Origin of the sequence: Rothia aeria, assembly GCF_016726365.1 — a bacterium.
Lineage (GTDB): Bacteria > Actinomycetota > Actinomycetes > Actinomycetales > Micrococcaceae > Rothia > Rothia aeria.
Genome location: NZ_CP068102.1, coordinates 1,549,586 through 1,568,304 on the forward strand (window position 1 = coordinate 1,549,586; position 18,719 = coordinate 1,568,304).

Sequence of the window (18,719 nt, forward strand, 5' to 3'; positions counted from 1 at the left end):
GGAGTACGTTCGCCCCCGCGCCGTTGGCGTATTCGGGAATCACTATACAGAGCATTTTTGTTAATGACAATTATTCGCAAAAATGCTACGCTATTGCCCGTAAAAATTAGAAAGGAAAGCATGAACACGCACCTCCGAACCCAACGTCGGGCACCCGGAAAACCCCTAGCGCGCCTCTCCGTCGCGGCGCTGATCATCCTCACCGGGTTAGCCCCCAGCATCACAGCCCACGCCGGGCCTGACGACGGGCGCATCATCACTACCAAAGGCCACGTGGACGCCCCCAAAGCCTACTGGGAAAACGGCACGTTCGTTCTCAAAAATGAATCCAACCCCTACAAGACCGGCGCAGACCTCTACGACCTCGACAAAACCGTCAACTGGGTCGGTAAAGGCTGGGACGGGCGTAACGGTGCCTCACAATACACCCTCACCCTCCCCAACTCACCCAGCCTAGGTTTTCTAGGTGAACCCGGGCAGACCCTCTACATGGCGCCCACCCTCACCTGGGGCAACCACGACCCCATCTGGGCGGGTCTGGGTGCATCTGTCAAAATCCCTACCGAACAGTTCCGTGACGGGGTGTTCGCCACCGACATCCTCTCGGTGGACGGCCCCGGGCGTATGGAGCTGTTCCGGTACAACCCCGACGACGGCCCCGCTCAGATCAACCGCATTCTCTCAAGTACCAGCACCGGCTGGCACTCCTGGCTGCTGAGCAAAGGCAGCCACACCCACAACACCACCACCTTCACCCGGCCCGGGCGGTACGAAGTCACCTACCGCACTGTGGCCCGCGGTACCGACGGCAGAATCATCCAGTCCGCGCCGCAGAAACTCGTGTGGCAGGTGGGCGGCAATAAGCCTATTCTTGGTGACGGAACCCCCACCGCCGTACCCACAGAAGAGCGCTATAACGCCGCGAATGTGGGGAACCTGGACACCGCCAAATATGTGCTGTCCGTGGCACCGCACACCCCAGACCCGGACCCCGCCAAGAGGAGAGACGCCGACGATAAGCTCAGCGACATCACCTTCACAGCGGGCGATAAAAACCTCAAAGGCAAGCTCACCCTGTACAACAACGGGTACTTTCTGACGGATCTTGATGTCACCAACGGCACCGCCACCTGGAGCGAAATGATGGGCGGCGAATCATCCCACCTGCAGGCGGTGTTCACCCCTGAAGGCGACAGCGGTGCACGCTGGATCTCGCATCAACTCGCGTATGAGCCCGGGCGGGCTGAGAGCGTGTACAGTGACGACGGCAACGGCCAATGGCCCGTAAAAACCCCCGAAGAGCGCAACACTACCCTCAATACCGCCACCTACACCCCCACCAGCGGCGACTACACGGTGCGCACCGTACCCTCCACGCAGGAAGGATACCGCACGATTGAGGTGACCTTCGCCGACCCGAACTTCCGCGGGTTTATTCGCGGCGGGTTCTACGCCCCCAACGACTACGAATACCCCAAATTCGATATTGAAACCACGGTCGAAAACGGGGTGGCGCGTTTCACCTACCGGGAAGACAGCTACTTTGAGAACAGTGAACTGATCGCCAAAGTACTGCCGCACCCAGATATGAACGCGCGCGCCTCGAGCGTGAAACTCACCGGTGACTACCGGCGCGGCGGCGACTATAGCGCATCCGGCACATTCACCGTGGAGGGAACCGCCGGGCAGGCCCCCGCCGACCCCGCACCCAGCGCCCCCGCCGGTGAAACGCCCGACCCATCGTCCAGCCCGAGCGCCACACCCGCTGCGCCTATTACCCCCGCCCCGGCCCGCACAGAACCAACCAGCCCAGCACCAGCCGCCTCAGGACCAGCCCAGGGTGAGCCTACCGCATCGGCTGCAGCGCCCCCACCCGCCCCGTCGCACCCCACCTGTGATGCCCGCACCCTTGATGGCCGCCGCAAAATCCACGACGGGCACCTCGACATTCAGGGGCAGCTGCGCAACAAGCAGCTTCACGTGGGCCTGAAAGACGATAGCGGTCTGATCGACCCGGACTCGACCGTGCGCCCCCTTGACTCGGTGGTGCTCACCGTGAGCGATCGGGCACGCCGCACCCGTAATGAGCACATGAGCAGCCCCGCCCTGAACTTCATCGGCCCGGTAGGCACCGCCTTCTACGGGCTGCCCCAGACCCAGATCAAGGGGCTGCCCTGGCCGGGGTACAGCACCGAGAATATTGACTACTCCCAGCTGTCGGGCGGGGTGAAACTGCACGTGGTGCCGCGCACCATGCCGCGCGGCGCCCGGTTTGGGGTGTTCACAGAGTCACTGACCGGAGCGGATGTGCTTCTTGACTCCACCACCGGCAAAGACACGATTGATATTGCGTACGCCACTCACGCGCACGCGAACTGGGTGTTTACCGAACCCGGCCGGTACGGGTTTGACGTGTACTACACCGCCACCCTCAAGGACGGTACGGAGGTAAAGAGCGAGGTGCAGCGCATGCAGGTTGCGGTGGGGGATGAGGCCGCGAACGGCTGCTCAACCGGCGACTCCACCGGATCTGCAGCCCCCAGCGTGTCTGGGGGCGGTACCGCTGCACCCTCCGGTTCTGACCGCACCACCCCCGGTACCGGCACCACCGACGACACCACATCTGCGCCTGCACCCGCTGGCGAACCTGAGGCCACAGCACCCTCGTCCGGGGCAGGTGACTCATCACCCGGTGCCGCGCCTGCACCCGCGAATAATGGCTACGGTGCCGGTGCTCATGGCTATACTGGGGCCGGCACCGGTTCGGATGGCAGTTCATCAGACGGTTACGGTGCCTCAGCTGATGGTGGTGCTGGCGCGGCCGGATCGTACGCCGGCGGCTCTGGCGGATCTGGGGCGGCATCCGGCGGGTCTTCCGGTGCGGGCTCCTCGGCTGGGGCGCTGGCGCACACAGGGTTCGCGGCCGCTGGTGTGGCTGCTGCGGGTGCGACTGCCTTAGCAGGCGGCATTATTTTAGTTGTCATCCGCCGCCGCAGCTCACGCTGATTCTTTGCAGCAGCATACTCGCCCCACGAGTGAATAGCGTTCCTCTAGGGGTATATGGCGTCCCGGCCTGTAGAACAATACTGACAGGCCGGGACGCCATATTTCTGAGCAATATCTGGCTATTTACGTATGAACCTGAATGTATTAGAGTACGGTGAACGATAAATGTGAGTTATTGTATGGAACCCTCACGCAGGTGCGTGCTAAAAAATATCCGAAAGCACTCTTTAAATTTCACGAAATATATAGTGCAGGGTGCCTGCCCAATAATTGTTTACAGATTTTCGTTTATAGGGTCACACAATAATAGGTCAGCATAGTGTGGTGAGTCTCCTCATAACTGCAGCCATACTTTCCTGGCATCCTAGGTACGCTGAATTCTTGGAGGGTTTAGAACAATCAGAGACTTAAACACCCCGCCTCGGCGGTGATTCTTATGCAACCCAGGGTTAGTTTTTGGGGTGTGTGGGGGTGAGGGTTTCGGTGGCGAGGTTGTTGCCGTTGCGGAACCTGCGCAGGGATCGGGTGATGTTGAGGGGGTGGGCGGCGGCTTTTGTGATGGTGTGTGCGTTTTCTGGGGTGTTCATGTTGGCCCAGCGGTGTTCGGTCTGCCGGAAGATGAGGTGGGCTGCGATGGTGTATTCCTTGAGGGTCCTGGGGGAGAAGGAGGCTATTTTTTGTCCTTTGCTGTTGTAGAGTTTGAGCTGGTCGGGGTGGAAGTCGCCTTCGGCGGTGGTTTCTGTGGGGGTGTAGGTGTAGGCGTTGATGGGGGTGGTGATGCGGCGTCCGGTCCAGGTGCGGTGGGTGATGGTTCCGTTGGGGTTGATGCTGAGGTAGCTGGTGGCACCGGCGGTAATGCTGAGATATTTTGTCGTGCGGCGGGGCATCATGAGGTTGTTCACAAGGGGGAGCTTCTCTTCGTAAATACCCTCATTATATGTATTTATTGCTTTTGTTATAGTAAATATTGATACTTTTCAGCACTTCAGCAGGAAGGCACCACAAAACGTGGAACTGCAAGATATTGTCGCTAAAGCCTACAAACTACGCGTTGAAAAAGAACTCATCGAACTTGCCGAACTCCGCATGGTCAAAGCCCTCGCCGATGCCGGAGCAAAAAACAACCAGTTCGCTCGCGGACTCGGTATCAACGAATACAAGCTGCCCGATATGCTCAAAAAAGCAGAGCGTGTTGAGCCTATCCGTGCCGGGTTTAGCTCCGGCTCCCCGTATGAGATCTGTCAACGCTACTACGTTGGTGAACTCACCCGTGCCCAAGCAATTGATGAACTCGTCCGTTGGGAATACAAGCCTCAAGCCAAAGGTGAGGAATGGGATCCTTGGGGTATGGAAGGAGGAGCACCCCGCGTCCGCGGTTCCTGGGATGATATGCACACCGCTAAAACCCACAAACTGATCGACCACAGCCTCATGCTAGAAGTCTCTCGGACACGAGCCGCTCTACGACGCGCTGCAGAAGGATAACCATCCGATGTCTGAATACAAGGATTGAGTCATTAAAATCAGCTCTTAAAAGTACTTGGGCGGGTATGTGCACACCTGAGGCGGGTGCATTCTATGGGTTTGCCCGGTGAGTCTTCTGATTGCGTGTTTTCTCGCTTTTTAAAATGTGATAGTGACTTAAACTAGAGGGTGGTAGTTAAATACTTTAGCTATTGAAAGAGGCCAGTAAGAACCAGCGTGTAGGTTTTCCGTGTGGGGCTATATGCTGTGTTTCGAAGGGAGAACGAATTATGGCTGATGGGGGCGTCCGTCCGGAGGATATTGAGTGGAATATTGATTCACTGGGAGCCACGCTTGTTGAGCTGTATAACAACATGTCTGAGCTTATTGACATGTATGAAGAGCTGCGGGACCGGGTGTATGCTGTAGAAACTGCTGGTGGGGGCTCAACGAGTGAGCCCTCTAAGTATTGTTGGCGTAATATTTCTGACCCGGCTGAGGCTACTCGTCTGTGGAACGAGTTAAGGTCTTGGGTTGATTGGCTGAATTTTCGGTATTTCAGTACGGGCAGGTTTAGGATAGCCCCATGCTGGTATCGGCACGGGGCTGCGGTTGAGGAGCTGACAGCGTTGTGGGCTTCCTGGAAAGCGGCTTACCAGGGTGGGGATTTTTCAGACAGCGCGTTTTACTGGCATGAGCGCTTGTTCGACTCAAGCATTGAGCGTTTAAAGGGCTATTTCAGGGAGTGCCAGCAGGGGCACCGGCAGATGCAGGAGCTTGTGTATATCACTGATGATGGGTTTGATGATTTCGTAAGTTTTCAGGTTGGGGGCATTAACGGCGGCAGCGGACATAACCCCGGCTAGTTAGCCTGCTGTGGGATAGGGCCCCACATGGAGGAGAGCCACCAGTTACTGTTAATGTAACTGGTGGCTCTGCTGTGGCGGGGTTAGAGGCGCGGGCCGCCTTGCTCTGGTGGTTTTCTCCTCTTGTGGTGCTGGTCGTTATTATTTTGTTGAGGCTTGGGGCCTGCATCTTTCTGGGGACTCTGCCCGCGCGTGGTGCTGAGCCTGTTATTAAGCGAAAGCTGTGTTTCAGGGCTCTGCTGCCGGTTTGGTTGAGGCTTGGCGGCGGGGACGGCCCCTGCTTCTCTCCAAGCGTGAAGGCTGTCGCCTTTTGCCGCGAAAATACGCTGCGGTTCGGAGCCGTTGTTGTCCCATACCGTATATGAGGTAACAGTGTCGTTGTTTTTAGCGGCTTCGTAAGTAGCGCGGGCGGGCCCTGAGGGGTGCTCACCACGTAGTTTGGGGTCGAACACGCTGTCGATGAATTCGGCGGGAACAGGGCGCCCGCCGAGCCCTTGACCTGTTGTGAGGGTATGGGTGTAGTCGTGTTCCCAGCGGGAGTAGACACGGTTATGTGAGTTTTCTTGGGTGACTTCCACATTAATAAGGCTAACGTCTTGGTAACCTTTTTTCTGTAACCGGTCAATGTCTCGTTGAAGGGTGCTGGGGTTACTGTAGACCCTGTCAAGAATAACGTTTTTATCTTCGCGTTGTGCGTCTTTAAGAAGTTCTTCAGCAAGGTAGGTTGATTCTTGGTGGACGAGGCTGCCGAAGTCCATGGGGAAGAATTTTTCGCCTTGGTCGGTGAGCTGTTTAACTTCGGGGATATTGTAGAAGGTGTTAATTTCTCCGCTTTTAATGGCTTCTTCAATGAGGAGCACTTTAAAGGCGTCAGGGTCAATGGGCAGGTAAGTGTCAGGGCTTCCGTCGAGGGCTCTTTTGAGGGTAGTGCTTTTTCCTGCTCCGGGTGCCCCGGCCATCATAATGGTTTTGCGTTCGGTATCAATATTGTCGTATCCGTGGGTTTCTTTATATTTATCCAGAAGCCGTTTGTGTAATTCTTTTCGTTCTTTGGTAAGAGACGCGTCTTCAGATAGTGGGTCTATGGCTTTTTGATAGGTGGAGTTGGCCCCCCATGCGTCGAATGGCCCGCCTTGAACGGAGAGTTTATCAATATTTTCTTTATGGGTACGGGTATCGGTGATACGGTCGGTCATTGGGGTTTATCCTTCTGCGGCGCGGCGTATGGCGGCTCGTGTCCGAGAGACTTCTAGTACTAGGTCGTAGTCAATGAGGTTGTGTACTTCTGCGGTGTCGAGGTCGTCCCAGGATCCGGGGACTTCGGGTGCTCCTCCTTCCATGCCCCAGGGGTCCCATTCTTCTCCTTTAGCTTGAGGCTTGTACTCCCAACGAACAAGCTCATCAATCGCCTGAGCACGGGTGAGTTCACCAACATAGTAGCGTTGACAGATCTCATACGGGGAACCGGAGCTAAACCCGGCACGGATAGGTTCTACTTCGTTAGCTTCTTGAATTTTTTTGGGGATGTCACTTTGACGGATCCCGAGCCCGCGAGCGAACTGGTTGTGTTTCGCTCCGGCATCAGCGAGGGCTTTGACCATGCGGAGTTCGGCAAGTTCGATGAGTTCTTTTTCAACGCGTAGTTTGTAGGCTTTAGCAACAAGGTCTTGCAGTTCCATGGTGTGTTTTCCTTTACGAGTAGTTGGGTGCGCGGTCTAGGGGGTTTATCCTTCGGGGGTGGCCTGGGCTTTCGCGTCGATTTTATCGCCAACTTCAGTGTAGAAGTCGTAATCAATAAGTTTGTGGGTTTTGGCGGTATTCATATCGTCCCAGGATCCGCGGACACGGGGTGCTCCTCCTTCCATACCCCAAGGGTCCCACTCCTCTCCTTTAGCTTGAGGCTTGTATTCCCAGCGGACGAGTTCATCAATCGCTTGGGCACGGGTGAGTTCACCAACATAGTAGCGTTGGCAGATCTCATACGGAGAACCGGAGCTAAACCCGGCACGGATAGGCTCAACACGTTCTGCTTTTTTGAGCATATCGGGCAGCTCATATTTACTGATGCCGAGTCCGCGAGCGAACTGGTTGTGTTTCGCTCCGGCATCAGCGAGGGCTTTGACCATGCGGAGTTCGGCAAGTTCGATGAGTTCTTTTTCAACGCGTAGTTTGTAGGCTTTAGCGACAGTATCTTGCAGTTCCATGGTGTGTTTTCCGTTACGAGTAGTTGGGTGCGCGGTCTAGGGGTTTATCCTTCAGGGGTGGCCTGAGCTTTCGCGTCGATTTGATCAGCAACCTCATTGAAGAAGTCGTCGTCAATGAGTTTGTGTACTTCTGCGGTGTCGAGGTCGTCCCAGGATCCGGGGACTTCGGGTGCTCCTCCTTCCATACCCCAAGGATCCCACTCCTCACCTTTAGCTTGAGGCTTGTACTCCCAACGAACAAGCTCATCAATCGCCTGAGCACGGGTAAGTTCACCAACATAGTAGCGTTGACAGATCTCATACGGAGAGCCAGAGCTAAACCCGGCACGGATAGGCTCAACACGTTCTGCTTTTTGGATCATGGCTTCGCGTTCTGAGGTGGGGATGCCTAAATATTGGGTTATTGCTTGTGGTTCGGCTCCGGTGCTCAGAATAGTGTTGATCATGCGGTAGACTTCTAGGTCCATGAGCCTTTTGCGGACTTTGGTATGGCGTGCTTTTTCAACGAGTTCTTGCAGTTCCACGTTCCATAGTGCCTTCCTGCTGAAGTGCTGAAAAGTATCAATATTTACTATAACAAAAGAAATGACTGAATATAGGGCATTTCAAATTACGTTCAGCTATGTATCATCATCGTTTAACGGTCGACATGTCTTGAATAATGGTCCTGTCGCTGGGCAGTTTTAGGGTGCCGTGGCGGCTCAGTGAACCTTGCTACGATATATGTACATTTATGAGTACCCCGCAGGGCGCGCCAGCTGCCCGGATTCTATGATGAATAGGGGCATCGCAAGGAGGGAAGAATGGAACCGTCAAGGTACCCGCGTGTGGATGCCGTTGTTCGAGGGCCAGCTGTTGTTGAGTTAACTGTTCAAGATCAGGAGTCCCGCTTCTTTCAAGAAGCCACAACTGATGCGGCCTTATCCCATTCCTACGCCCATGTTTCCACTATTGCAGGTAATCTGGGACGCCCGGTATACGTTCATGTAGTAGATATACAGGGCAACGACAAAGTGATGGTGGTGTACCCAGATGGCTTTGTTGAGCCCGAAAATATGGTGGTTCCTCAAGCAGCGGTAGCGGCCCCTGCTGCGGAGAACAAACCCTTCTACAAGCGGGCAGTGTTTCTTGTTCCGCTGGCTCTGGTTCTTGTTGTGGGGCTGCTGGGTGGCGGCGTGTGGGGGGTCATGTTTTTTCTCTCGAATCAGGGGGAGAGAACTGTTGCGGCTGAGTCTCATGAAACTAGCGCAGAACCCCAAAGTCCTAGCTCTGCCCAGGAGAAGAAAGGCGATGCCGTCCAGTTAACTGGTGCTGCTGAAGTTTCCGCCGTCTCTCAGGACGGTAAATATGTCACCTACCTGTCCGGTAAAACACTGTATGTTGTATCGGCTCAGACGGGGGAGGAAGTCAGCAAAACGGAGGTAAAAGAGCCTGATAATGCGCTTTCTGAACTGACAATACGGCCCCACCAGGGTGGTTTCGCATACGTTGGTAAAGAGTCCTACCTCACGTGGTCCAGTGATAAGAAATTCAGTGAGGTGCTGCGGTACTCCGCTAAAGACCAGCAAATGCTCACCCGTCAAGGGGTTACTGCTTTGGTTAACCGTGATAACCCGTCTAAACCAGCGAAAGTAACGCTGCTGGGGTCATCGCCCAAAGAGTTTCGCACCCCGGCCGAGGGCGCGTCGTTTATTTCTACTGATGGTTCACGGGCGTACTGGGCTACTTCCCAGGACGGAGGAACAGTTGTTACGGCTGATTCGTCCGGCAAGGTTGAGGGCTCGCATAAGCTTGCCTCACCGGGGGAGGGGGCGCGTCTTATATCGTGGGCTGGGGTGAGCTCGCGTGGCGAGGTGATGACGCTCTGGTCTGTTGATGGCCGTTCAACCCTGGTTTTTCAGTCGGTGAGTTCTGATGATATTGCGGCGAAGGTCTCCGTTGACGCATCAGAGGGGGCCAAGGTAGATTTTTCTGGTTCGACACTACTATTAGGTAAGCAAATTATCGACTGTAACACTCGTTCAACGTATACCATAGAGATGGTCCCTGAAAAAGCTACCCCACTTCCGGTGGGCTTTCACCTTTCTGGCGGCACGGGCGGCGTTTCGTGGGCTGGCCCCGGTGGGGTGCGCAAGAGCCCGGAAGGTGAGGTTCTTGGTGTTAACCATGATGGAGCATCCGTGCTGTTATCAGCCGACCATCACCACATGACAATTATTAAGAAAGATGGAGAGTGAGTGACCCCATGAAGAAACAAGTGACAATACTGGGCGGTTTGGCTGTTCTTGCAGCTATTAATATGGTTCCGGCTATGGCTGATGATGCCCCCTCTGAAGCGTACACCCCTGCGGCTGTGGCAACTGAAGAGCCCGCTGCTGCGGTTTCCCCGGCAGCTGTTGTTCAGCCTGCTGCTGAGCCTGAGGCTCCGGTTCTTGCTACAGAGCAGGACCCCGTCGGGTTTTTCCCCACCCCTGGACTGACTCCCGCTCCGGGGGATGCGACACCGGCAGATCCTGCTATTGATCCGACCCCTGCGCCTGCCGACCCGGCAATTAACCCCACTCCGGCTCCTGCTCCTACGCCTGATGCCCCGGTAGCTCCCGCCCCGGTGGCTCCCGTGGTTGATACCGAGCCTGCTCCCGTTCAGCCTGTCCAGCCCGCACCGGTTGAAACTCCTGCCCCGGCAGCCCCGGTAGCTCCTGCCGCCTCAGCCGACACCTCTGTGGCAGGCGGTTCCGCTGCACAGGCTCCGGTTCAGGCAGCACCCGTGCAGGCCCCTGCCGCTCAGGCTACTGTTCAGGCGGCCCCCGCCGCGCAGGCACAGGCTGCACAGGCTCCGGCCTATACTCCTGCTTACACCCCTGCTTCTGAGGCAGCAGCTGGCGGCTCGGGTGCTGGTGCTGCAGCTAATGGTGCGTCCGGCGGGTCTGCCGCTGTTGCAGGTTCTCAGGCCGCCCCGGCTGCTCCTGCCGCTCAGCAGGCTCAAGACTCTGGGACCGTTGCTGTGCCTGCTAACAACCCGGCTGCTGCTTCTGTTGCGCAGAGTGAGAGCCAGGCAACCGTTGCGAAGAGCGCAAGTAACCTGGCAAACACCGGTTTCTCAGCCACCCCGGTGGCTACCGCTGCCGGACTATTCGCAACGGGTGTAGCGCTCACCTATGCTGCATCGCGGAAGCGCAGGCAGCAGGCGTAAAGAGCCCGTCTAGGGAGCTTGCTTCACCCTTGGTTCGCTGAGGTTGTGGGTGTTCCCAGGCGTGTGCCTGCCATATGCCTTGTAGGTATAACTCAACTGTTCTTGAGAAAGAACTAAAATTCGCCTGGATTGGGTGGTGAAACAGCCTCTCAACCCAGGCGAATTGTTTGTGGGCTCTGTTCAATAAGTATGTTTTTGATCGCTTTGCAGTGGGTGGTGCAGGAGCTGCAAGGCCTAATAATTGCAAGTTAAACGTGAGGGCTGCCCTACTGTGCGTGTCTTAGAGCTTGAAAGTATCAGTTTTACACTAAAGTTTAACAGTCAGCTGCCGGAGGGTAGCTCTTCCTATCCTCCTATTTGCTGCACTTATATGGTTTATATGGTAGTAGGCTGTCAAAAAACAGGGCATACTTTTGTTTCCTTGTAAAACATAAATTTTTACTCGGATAACCTCTTGTGATAGTTCATGAAGTGTATAGTTATAATAGACTTGACTTCTGGCCCGCTTGAATCGGGAAGCTTCTGTTGCCTATAATCATCTTCGGACGGGCCAGCCGTCTCACCGCGTGATAAATAGAAAGAAATACACCCTAATATGAGTACCCCGATAAGGGGTAACAATGCTACCGTTACCCCAGACAGTTCTGTGACGGTACCTGCTGATGGCGGGTACGGGTATGTTGCAGCACCCGCAGAGCAGTCCGATACGAACGCACCTGCCGCCTCTGCCGGGGCTAAAGGTAACGCCGGGGCACCTTCCTCTCGTTATTACACGTATACTGCCGAGCCAGCTTACGGCTACTCACGGCCACACAATCCCGGCATCACCAATACCAATGCAGCAGGCGGTGGTAATGTGCCGGACGCATCCGCAGCGCAGCAGCCCCCTAACGGGTATTATGCGCAGAACCCTCCAAGATATGAACAGGCACATCCGCAGCCTGCCGTTCAGGGTTATCAGCAAAAACATCAGGATGCTGCAAGAAATTCATTGCCGGAAAGAACACAGCCACCGCAGATTCACCAAGAACAACACACACCAGTCCAACAAGCGCCAGTAGCACAGCATCGGCAGTCGGCAGATAACCGTTTTTATGGGAATCCTCAGCCGGAAACGCCCATGTCGCAGCAGGCTCCTCTCACTCAGTACCAACAACAGCAGCCAAGCTTACAGGAGCAGATTCCGCCGCAGCAGGTAGGTGCTCCAGGGCCTGTGCTGCCTGTGAGTGAGCCCCAGCCATCTGTAGCTGACGGGGCTTCGGGCGCTTTCGCACCACAGTACCCGCAGGCTTTTGAGCCTCAGCCTAGTGCGCCGGTGTAGCCGCAGTACACTCCGGTTTCACCTCAGGAAGATCTAAGGGGTCCTGCGGGTGCTGGTGAGGCGATGAACACTGTTGGCGCGGAGCCGGCAGGTTCTCAAGAGTCTGCGCCTAGCGAGCCTGTGCCTCCGGTGAGTGCGCCACAGGGCGGGCAGCTGTCCCCGATCGTGTATGGGGTTTCACCAGTATCGGGTGCTACAACGTGGGCTTCACTGCTGGGGCTAGGCGAAGTGGTTGATATTGACCGTGCGGTAGCCTCGGGGAGGCCGCTGGTGTTGGTAGCGCGTACCACTGAGACATCAATACAGGCGTGTTTCGATTTCTTGTCTGTTCACCGTAGCGGCGTGGATATTGCAGCAATTCTGTGCGTTGCTGACGCCCCGGGGGCAGCGGTGCGTCCTGTGAAACATAAAATCAAGATTTTAGCCGGGGCTAACTCGGTTATTTCCGTACCGTGGGTACCACGCCTGCGGGCGGTATCTCTCACTGCTGAAGCGGCTGCTGACAAGGCGGTTGTGAAAGCGGTTAAAAATGTGATTTCCGGTCTTCCGGCCGGTGTTATTGAGTAAAGGAATAAATACATTATGAAAAAGTCAGTGAAGTCTTTGGGATATGGTGCTTTGGGTGCGGTTCTATCGCTTCCTTTTGTAATGTCGGCAGCACATGCTGAGATAAAGCCCGCCCCGAAAGAAATGTGTGATGGTCTGGACACAATGCAGGCATGGGTTACGGGCATCGCCGCTTCATTGGGTGTTATTGGTCTGGTAATCATTGGTGCGGGCATGTTTTTCTCGCACCGGCATGAGTCGGGTGAGGGTGCTTTTAAGAAAATCGGCTGGTGGATTGGGGGCGCTATTGTGGTGACTGCGGCGGTTGGTATTGCCTCTGTCTTTATCGCTGGCAAGTTGAACTGTCGCTAATAGTTACTGATACTAACTAACTCTGGAGGTGCACGATGTCTCGTATGTCCGAAGTGCAGAAACGTAACCTTGCTTTTATCTTTATGCTGTGCGTGATTCTAATGCTGGCTGTTTTGCTGGTGTGGAATCTGATGGGAAATAAGGGAGAGAATAAAAACTCTGCTGAGGGTGCGGCGTCGTCGAGTTCTGCACCTTCGGATGGTGGTCAGCAGTCAAGTACGCCGTCCTCTAATGCTACAGGCCGCGGCGACCATAAATGCGATGTGCCGGTGGCTCCTGATAAGGCTTTTAGCGCTGAACTGCCGTCTGATTATCGGTTTGAGACAACAACCCATGGTGTTATTTACCCGATATCGGCTCAGTATGGTCCTACCTATAAGCCAGGCATGGTGGTGGGGTATTGTTTCGCTCATAACCCAACAGGTGCTGCTCTGGCGGCTAGTCAGGGTAGCACGATTGTTGGGGATACTCGGGCTACTGAGGCCGAGCTTCGTGGACTGTATTCTTCGCGTATAGCAGCTGATCTTCATTCCGCGCCTAATAGTAATACTGAGCGTGTAAATGCTCGTATTGCTGGTTATGATATAGAAAATTATTCTCCTGAAAAAGCTACTATCGGTATTGTTGTTATCGCTAAGGACTCGGATGGGAAAAATATGGGATTTAAGGTATCTATACCATTAATTTGGGAGGATAATGATTGGAAAATAGATACTGATAAAAAGCCGGAGCCGTCTCCCTTAACCAAGGAGCCAACTCATATTTTCAAGGCTCAAGGTGGCTCACAAAATGCCTGAGCTCTGGAATGCAACAGTGGATACCGTCGTAGGCGGTGCTAAAAAATTTGGCGGTGCAGTGTGTGATGCAGCTGGTAAATATGCTGGGGCGGATAGTCAAGCCTGCCGTAAAGTGGTTGATGGTACCGCCGAAAAAGCAGGCGAAGCTGCTAAAGACCCTGTTGGCACTGCTGTTAAAACTGCGCTTGAAGGCCCGATTAATGATTTTCTGATCTCTTTGTGGACCGGGGCCGTCAATTTTTTTCAGACATTTATTTCGTCATGGATTCATGCTGGTCCTGTTATTAGTCTTGAAAAAGACACAATGGACTGGATGAAGGTAGCAACCGGCCCTATGGTGTGGATCTGCGCCGTGATTGGGATTCTCATCGCTGGTGGTAAAGCGATGTGGAACGCGCGTGGAGACGACCTGCGTCTGATGATGCAGAGCCTTGCTCGGGTCATGATTGTCTCTACCGGTGGCTCTGCATTTATCGCATGGATGATTACAGCAAGCGATAGTATGGCTGGGTGGATTCTCAAGATGGCACAGTGGGATAAACTTAATGTCAAAGAGGCTCTGCTGAAAGATCCAGCCGCATTCGTAGCAAGCGCAGGCGCGATGTCGATTATATTCTCCGGCATTATGGTTCTGGTCGTTCTTATCCAATGGATACTAATGATTATCCGCGCGCTGGTTCTGCCTATTATCGTGCTATTCTGGCCTATCTCCGAAGCCATGAATATGGCCGCTGGAGTGCCCAGATTCTCCCGAGCCTCGCGGTGGATACTAGCATTCTTATTATTTAAACCAACAGTCGCCATATTGTACGCATTTGCTTTTACGCTGCTGAAATCCCAAGACGGTATTGGTGGCCCGGTGATGGCAGTAGCAGTTGTGACCATCAGTATTTTTGCGCTCCCCTTCATCCTCAAGATCGTTATGCCGCTCTCCACTGCTATTGGCGCTGGCGGCGGCGGTGACGAGCTTATCGCCGTTGGAAAACTCGCTCTTGCGGCAGCAGCAGCCGGGGCTACCGCCGGTGCAGGCGCTGGCGCTGCTGGTGCCGGTGGTGCTGCTGGTGCTGGCGGCGGGGGAGCAGCTGGTGGCGCTGGCGGAGGCGGCGGTGGAATGGCGGCTGCCGGTGGCGCTGGCGGTGGAGGCAGCGGAGGCGGCGGTGGAATGACCATCGACTCCGGCCAGACCCTTGGTTCAAGCGGCCTGATGCCGGTAGACGATACGCCCAGTGGCTCAACCGGCCAGGGATCTAGCGGTAGCCCAATCAGCAATTCTAATACTGACCCCGAGGGAACTGGCACCGGCGGGGGATCAGGCGGTGGCCCCGGCTCAGAGGAATTGCAGCCCGACCCGGACGAAACGCACCCTGACGACTTTATTCTGGACCCTGGTAACGAAAAACAGGATCCAGGAGGCGGAGGTGGCGGTGACGATAAACAGCATCATGACCCCAATCAGCGTAATTTCGATGACCAGGAGTCGAATAAGGGCGGCGGCGGGGGTAACAACAAGTCTTTTGAACGCCAGAACCCTCCGCTGGAATATCAGGAACAGCCGCAGCCGCACCACCGCGAACAACAAAACCGCACCCCGCCTCCTGAACGCCAGCAACAGCAACAGCAGGCTTATCAGGGAACAAGGGAACAAGAAAATAACCCTGAGTCCTTCGCTGATGCCTTCTTTAAATGGCATCAACGGCTAGACCAAATCGGTCCAAACTCGAACCTTGGGGATACATTCCTTGACGAGACACATATCGACCGTGACGGTCAGTAAAGAGAAGGAAGGATAGTATGAGCAACCCACAGTACGGTAACTCTATCCGCGTTGGTTCTCTGCGCATAGGCGGTTGGCTGCCGGTGCGGTCATTCGTGATCGGGCTGGGCACAGTTGTGGCCACTATGATGATTATCCTTTTGGGATACCTAATACCTGGGCTGGTGTTCCTGCTGGGTATGTTCCTCGGGCTGGCTATTTTCGGAATTCCCTTTGGAGATGCAGACCTGACGCTGGCGGCTCGCATATTACGTAGCTTAAGGCATGCACGGCACGTCAGCACCGGGGAAGCAACCTTCGTGAATTCCCACTTTTCAGGACGCACCTCTGAAGAGCTATTGGGGCTCCCCGGGTACCTGCATACCATCAACACAGTCAACAGCATTGATGGTACAGGCGCACCGGTTCAGCTGCTGCACCATAAGAGCGTAGGCATGGCGTCAGTGACGTTAGCGTGTGCTCCCATAGGCACGAATATGCAGCCGCAAGACTCCACAACCCACCAGGTAGGTTCTTTCGCGAACTGGCTGGGTTCGCTCGCCTCCGAAGGGGGCCTGCGCGGTGCATCCGTCACGGTGGATTCCATCCTTGAGTCTTCCCTGCCCATGGCCGAGGCCATCATGGACACGGTGGATGCGCGCTCACCACAGGTGGCGCAGCAAATCCTTCGTGAAGCCGCCGCAGCGCTTCCTGCACGTGTGTCAAAAGTTACTTCTTATGTCACACTGGGTTGGCGCCTCTCATCCCTAGATGACGATATTGACGGTGCGCTGGCAGAAATAGTATCGCGCATACCACGGCATGTGTCAGCCCTATCTGCTTCAGGAGCAGGGCAGATCCACGCCATGAGCGACGCCGAGTATGGCGACATGATGTACACGGCATACAACCCGCATCGTACAGGTGAAGTGGAGCGGGAACTCCACTACGGTATTGATGCCGTGCGCACTTTTGCTGGCTCCGGTCCTGAATATACAGACGCTACAGATAAACGCGTAGTGCTTCATGATGGTGTGGCGTCAATGACGGTGATGATGACGGTGCCTGACCCGTCAAAGATCACAGAACGCTCTTATGAGCGCCTGTTTGCTCCTTCTCGCCACTTTTTGCGGAAACGTGTGACGATGTTCTACCGTCCGATTCCCGTTTCAGCGCAGCGTACCCGAATCGACAGCGCATCACGTAACTCCACCACCGAAAATACCTCCCGTAAACGTGTGACGGTTTTTGAAACAAAGAAAGCAAAAGCGATCGGGCACACAATGGACCAGATGTCACGCGGGGCAATGATTCACGAGTGGGCGCTCATGATCACAGTAACATTTGAGCCAAACCGCAAAGCTAAACGTGCAGCAGAAAATGAGCTCAAAGGACTCATGGGCGGTATGCGCTGGACATTCGCTGACTACGCTGCAGACGCGGCATTCCACCAGACCCTCCCAATAGGGCTGTTCCCTTGGGTGTACTCATCACGGCCGTGGCTTTTCAACCCCGAGTATACAAATCAGAAAGGCAGCGCTAAAACCAAGGGTGGGTCGTCCTCCTCCGCCCGCGCTCAAGAAGGGGACGGCGCATAGGCATGGGTATTTTTTCTCGATCCAAAAAGAAGAAACAGCGTTCAGCAACAGCGGTTGTTGACCCGCTACCCAAAATAAGTAGGGCTGGACAGCATGGGGTAGGCGGCGGCGCCTGGGACCAGCTGGCCGCCCCGCGTATGTGGCTGGAATCTAACTGGGATAACGCTGGGCTGTACCCCTTTATCACCGGTACAGCTAGGCCGCGGCTAGGAGCACCCATTGGGTACGACCTGACCTCTGGTTCGGCAGTGGCAATGGATCATATGTCACTGTATAAATCAAACGCTATCACGGCTCCATCCGCGATGGTGTTCGGCCTAAACGGATTTGGTAAATCATCGATATCTGGTCTGGTTGCGGCCTCGGTCAACGCCACAGGGTGCCCATTGGCTATTTTCGACCCGATCAAGGGTGAGTGGGCTGACTTTGCGCGCGCTATTGGAGCTGACGTCTTCCAGATCGGTATTCGCGATAATAATACAAAAATTAACCCGTTAGATCCCGGGCCGCTAGCGTCAGCAGGGGCATACATTGGGGGCGATTTAGGGCGTTCAATGCGTGCAGACGCGATCACTAATATTGTGCATAACGTGATCGCGCTAGTGCGTATTAACCGCGGCCGTGATAAGAGCATTTCAGACTCGGAAGCGACTATTATCAAGCTCGCGGTTGAAACCGTGATGGATAACGAGCAGGCCCCATCACTGAAGCACCTGCTGTACTTCTTCGATAACCCCTCAGATAACGCGCTCTATGCTTCCGGGCTTGGGTCTTCTAGAGAGTTTAAAGAAACATACTCTGAGCTGTTCCGCTCCCTCTCAGCTCTAGTATACGGCGAGATGTCGACAGTTTTTTCTGATAGAGGTGTGAGCATTAACCCGGGTAACCCCGGTGGGTTCTGCTTCGACTCCTCATCCATCCCAGATAGCCTAGACCGGATGATCTCTGCGGTCATGATGTCTACCTGGCGCTTAGGGATGAACGCGATCGATGCGCACTGGGAACTGGCCCAGCATGAAAAACGCATTGCGGAAGAAGCTGCCGCTGACGGGCAGGTGTATGTGCCAAAGTATACGTGGCACGGGTACTCCTCCTTAATGGATGAGTTCTGGTACCCGGTGCGTATGGCTGACGGCATGGTGCAGGAAGTAGACCGCTTATCCCGTACAAACCGTTCAGTCGGTGTGGGGGAATGGAAAATAACCCACTCGCCCAAAGACTTTTTGATGCTCGCAAACGAAGCAGACCAGAAGATCGCCCACTCGCTGATCGAAAAATGCGGATTGTGGGTGTTGATGGCCATGACATCAGCTGACCTAGACGCATTGAGCACTATTCGGAAGATTGAGGATACTGAGGCTTCATGGGTGACCGGATTTATGTCAGGTGCCCAAGGGCTGGAGCAGCATTCAGAATTTAAAGGATCTGATGGTCGAGTAAATAAGGGCGGGCAGAAAGTACTTGCAGGTGCCGGTAAAGCACTGTGGAAGGTAGGAGATTCACTAGGTATACCGATCCAGTCCCCTAAACCTGCTACCTTAGGGCGACTGCACAATACAGATACCCGTTTTGTGAAGAATAGCTAGTGAAGAGGTCAGC

At 54.9% G+C, this 18,719-nt stretch carries 17 protein-coding genes; 12 read left to right on the forward strand and 5 right to left on the reverse strand.

The features are described 5' to 3' along the window. Window positions 1-120: 120 nt before the first annotated feature. Window positions 121-3,006 carry a choice-of-anchor M domain-containing protein gene (locus I6I94_RS06610; RefSeq protein WP_006889052.1) on the forward strand — a complete coding sequence of 962 codons (2,886 nt, stop codon included), beginning with the start codon at window positions 121-123 and terminating at the stop codon, window positions 3,004-3,006. A gap of 449 nt (window positions 3,007-3,455) precedes the next feature. Here the strand turns inward: I6I94_RS06610 and I6I94_RS06615 are convergent, their stop codons facing one another. Then, window positions 3,456-3,908: a hypothetical protein gene (locus I6I94_RS06615; RefSeq protein WP_201620526.1), complete on the reverse strand. Its 453-nt coding sequence runs from the start codon at window positions 3,906-3,908 to the stop codon at window positions 3,456-3,458. Window positions 3,909-4,014: 106 nt separating this feature from the next. Here I6I94_RS06615 and I6I94_RS06620 point away from each other — a divergent pair, with 106 nt between their 5' ends. Together I6I94_RS06620 and I6I94_RS06625 are read left to right on the forward strand one after the other, a co-directional pair. Further along, on the forward strand, window positions 4,015-4,491 hold the full coding sequence (locus tag I6I94_RS06620; RefSeq protein WP_201620527.1) for a hypothetical protein: 477 nt from the start codon (window positions 4,015-4,017) through the stop codon (window positions 4,489-4,491). 269 nt (window positions 4,492-4,760) lie between these two features. Further along, window positions 4,761-5,336 (forward strand): DUF4913 domain-containing protein, encoded by a 576-nt coding sequence (locus I6I94_RS06625; RefSeq protein WP_052029807.1) that lies wholly within the window; start codon window positions 4,761-4,763, stop codon window positions 5,334-5,336. A gap of 83 nt (window positions 5,337-5,419) precedes the next feature. Here the strand turns inward: I6I94_RS06625 and I6I94_RS06630 are convergent, their stop codons facing one another. The 4 genes from I6I94_RS06630 to I6I94_RS06645 are packed head-to-tail and all read right to left on the reverse strand — an operon-like array spanning window position 5,420 to window position 8,064. Next, window positions 5,420-6,532, reverse strand: a complete 1,113-nt coding sequence (locus I6I94_RS06630; protein ID WP_201620528.1) for a zeta toxin family protein — start codon at window positions 6,530-6,532, stop codon at window positions 5,420-5,422. 6 nt (window positions 6,533-6,538) lie between these two features. Beyond that, window positions 6,539-7,015, reverse strand: coding sequence for a hypothetical protein (locus I6I94_RS06635; protein WP_201620529.1), 477 nt, complete (start codon window positions 7,013-7,015; stop codon window positions 6,539-6,541). A 45-nt stretch (window positions 7,016-7,060) separates the two neighbouring features. Further along, the gene (locus I6I94_RS06640; protein ID WP_201620530.1) at window positions 7,061-7,540 is read right to left on the reverse strand and encodes a hypothetical protein; all 480 of its coding nucleotides are present in this window, start codon (window positions 7,538-7,540) and stop codon (window positions 7,061-7,063) included. A gap of 44 nt (window positions 7,541-7,584) precedes the next feature. Then, window positions 7,585-8,064 (reverse strand): hypothetical protein, encoded by a 480-nt coding sequence (locus I6I94_RS06645; RefSeq protein WP_201620531.1) that lies wholly within the window; start codon window positions 8,062-8,064, stop codon window positions 7,585-7,587. 279 nt (window positions 8,065-8,343) lie between these two features. Here I6I94_RS06645 and I6I94_RS06650 point away from each other — a divergent pair, with 279 nt between their 5' ends. The 9 genes from I6I94_RS06650 (at window position 8,344) to I6I94_RS06690 (ending at window position 18,706) form a co-directional block, all read left to right on the forward strand. Then, window positions 8,344-9,777: a hypothetical protein gene (locus I6I94_RS06650; protein ID WP_201620532.1), complete on the forward strand. Its 1,434-nt coding sequence runs from the start codon at window positions 8,344-8,346 to the stop codon at window positions 9,775-9,777. Beyond that, entirely contained in the window at window positions 9,774-10,733 is a 960-nt protein-coding gene (locus tag I6I94_RS06655) for a hypothetical protein (RefSeq protein ID WP_201620533.1), read from the forward strand. Before I6I94_RS06650 ends, I6I94_RS06655 begins: the two co-directional genes overlap by 4 nt. A 595-nt stretch (window positions 10,734-11,328) precedes the next feature. Then, entirely contained in the window at window positions 11,329-12,054 is a 726-nt protein-coding gene (locus I6I94_RS06660) for a PAT1 family protein (RefSeq protein WP_128087211.1), read from the forward strand. Window positions 12,055-12,117: 63 nt separating this feature from the next. Continuing rightward, window positions 12,118-12,621 (forward strand): hypothetical protein, encoded by a 504-nt coding sequence (locus I6I94_RS06665; protein WP_128087210.1) that lies wholly within the window; start codon window positions 12,118-12,120, stop codon window positions 12,619-12,621. A 15-nt stretch (window positions 12,622-12,636) separates the two neighbouring features. Next, window positions 12,637-12,972 (forward strand): TrbC/VirB2 family protein, encoded by a 336-nt coding sequence (locus I6I94_RS06670; protein ID WP_128087209.1) that lies wholly within the window; start codon window positions 12,637-12,639, stop codon window positions 12,970-12,972. Between the two features lie 35 nt (window positions 12,973-13,007). Further along, the gene (locus I6I94_RS06675) at window positions 13,008-13,769 is read left to right on the forward strand and encodes a hypothetical protein (RefSeq protein WP_201620534.1); all 762 of its coding nucleotides are present in this window, start codon (window positions 13,008-13,010) and stop codon (window positions 13,767-13,769) included. Window positions 13,770-13,785: 16 nt separating this feature from the next. After that, entirely contained in the window at window positions 13,786-15,543 is a 1,758-nt protein-coding gene (locus I6I94_RS06680; RefSeq protein ID WP_201621016.1) for a hypothetical protein, read from the forward strand. Window positions 15,544-15,560: 17 nt separating this feature from the next. Next, the gene (locus I6I94_RS06685) at window positions 15,561-17,120 is read left to right on the forward strand and encodes an SCO6880 family protein (RefSeq protein WP_037233858.1); all 1,560 of its coding nucleotides are present in this window, start codon (window positions 15,561-15,563) and stop codon (window positions 17,118-17,120) included. Between the two features lie 2 nt (window positions 17,121-17,122). Further along, window positions 17,123-18,706 carry a hypothetical protein gene (locus tag I6I94_RS06690; protein ID WP_037233855.1) on the forward strand — a complete coding sequence of 528 codons (1,584 nt, stop codon included), beginning with the start codon at window positions 17,123-17,125 and terminating at the stop codon, window positions 18,704-18,706. Window positions 18,707-18,719 lie beyond the last annotated feature (13 nt).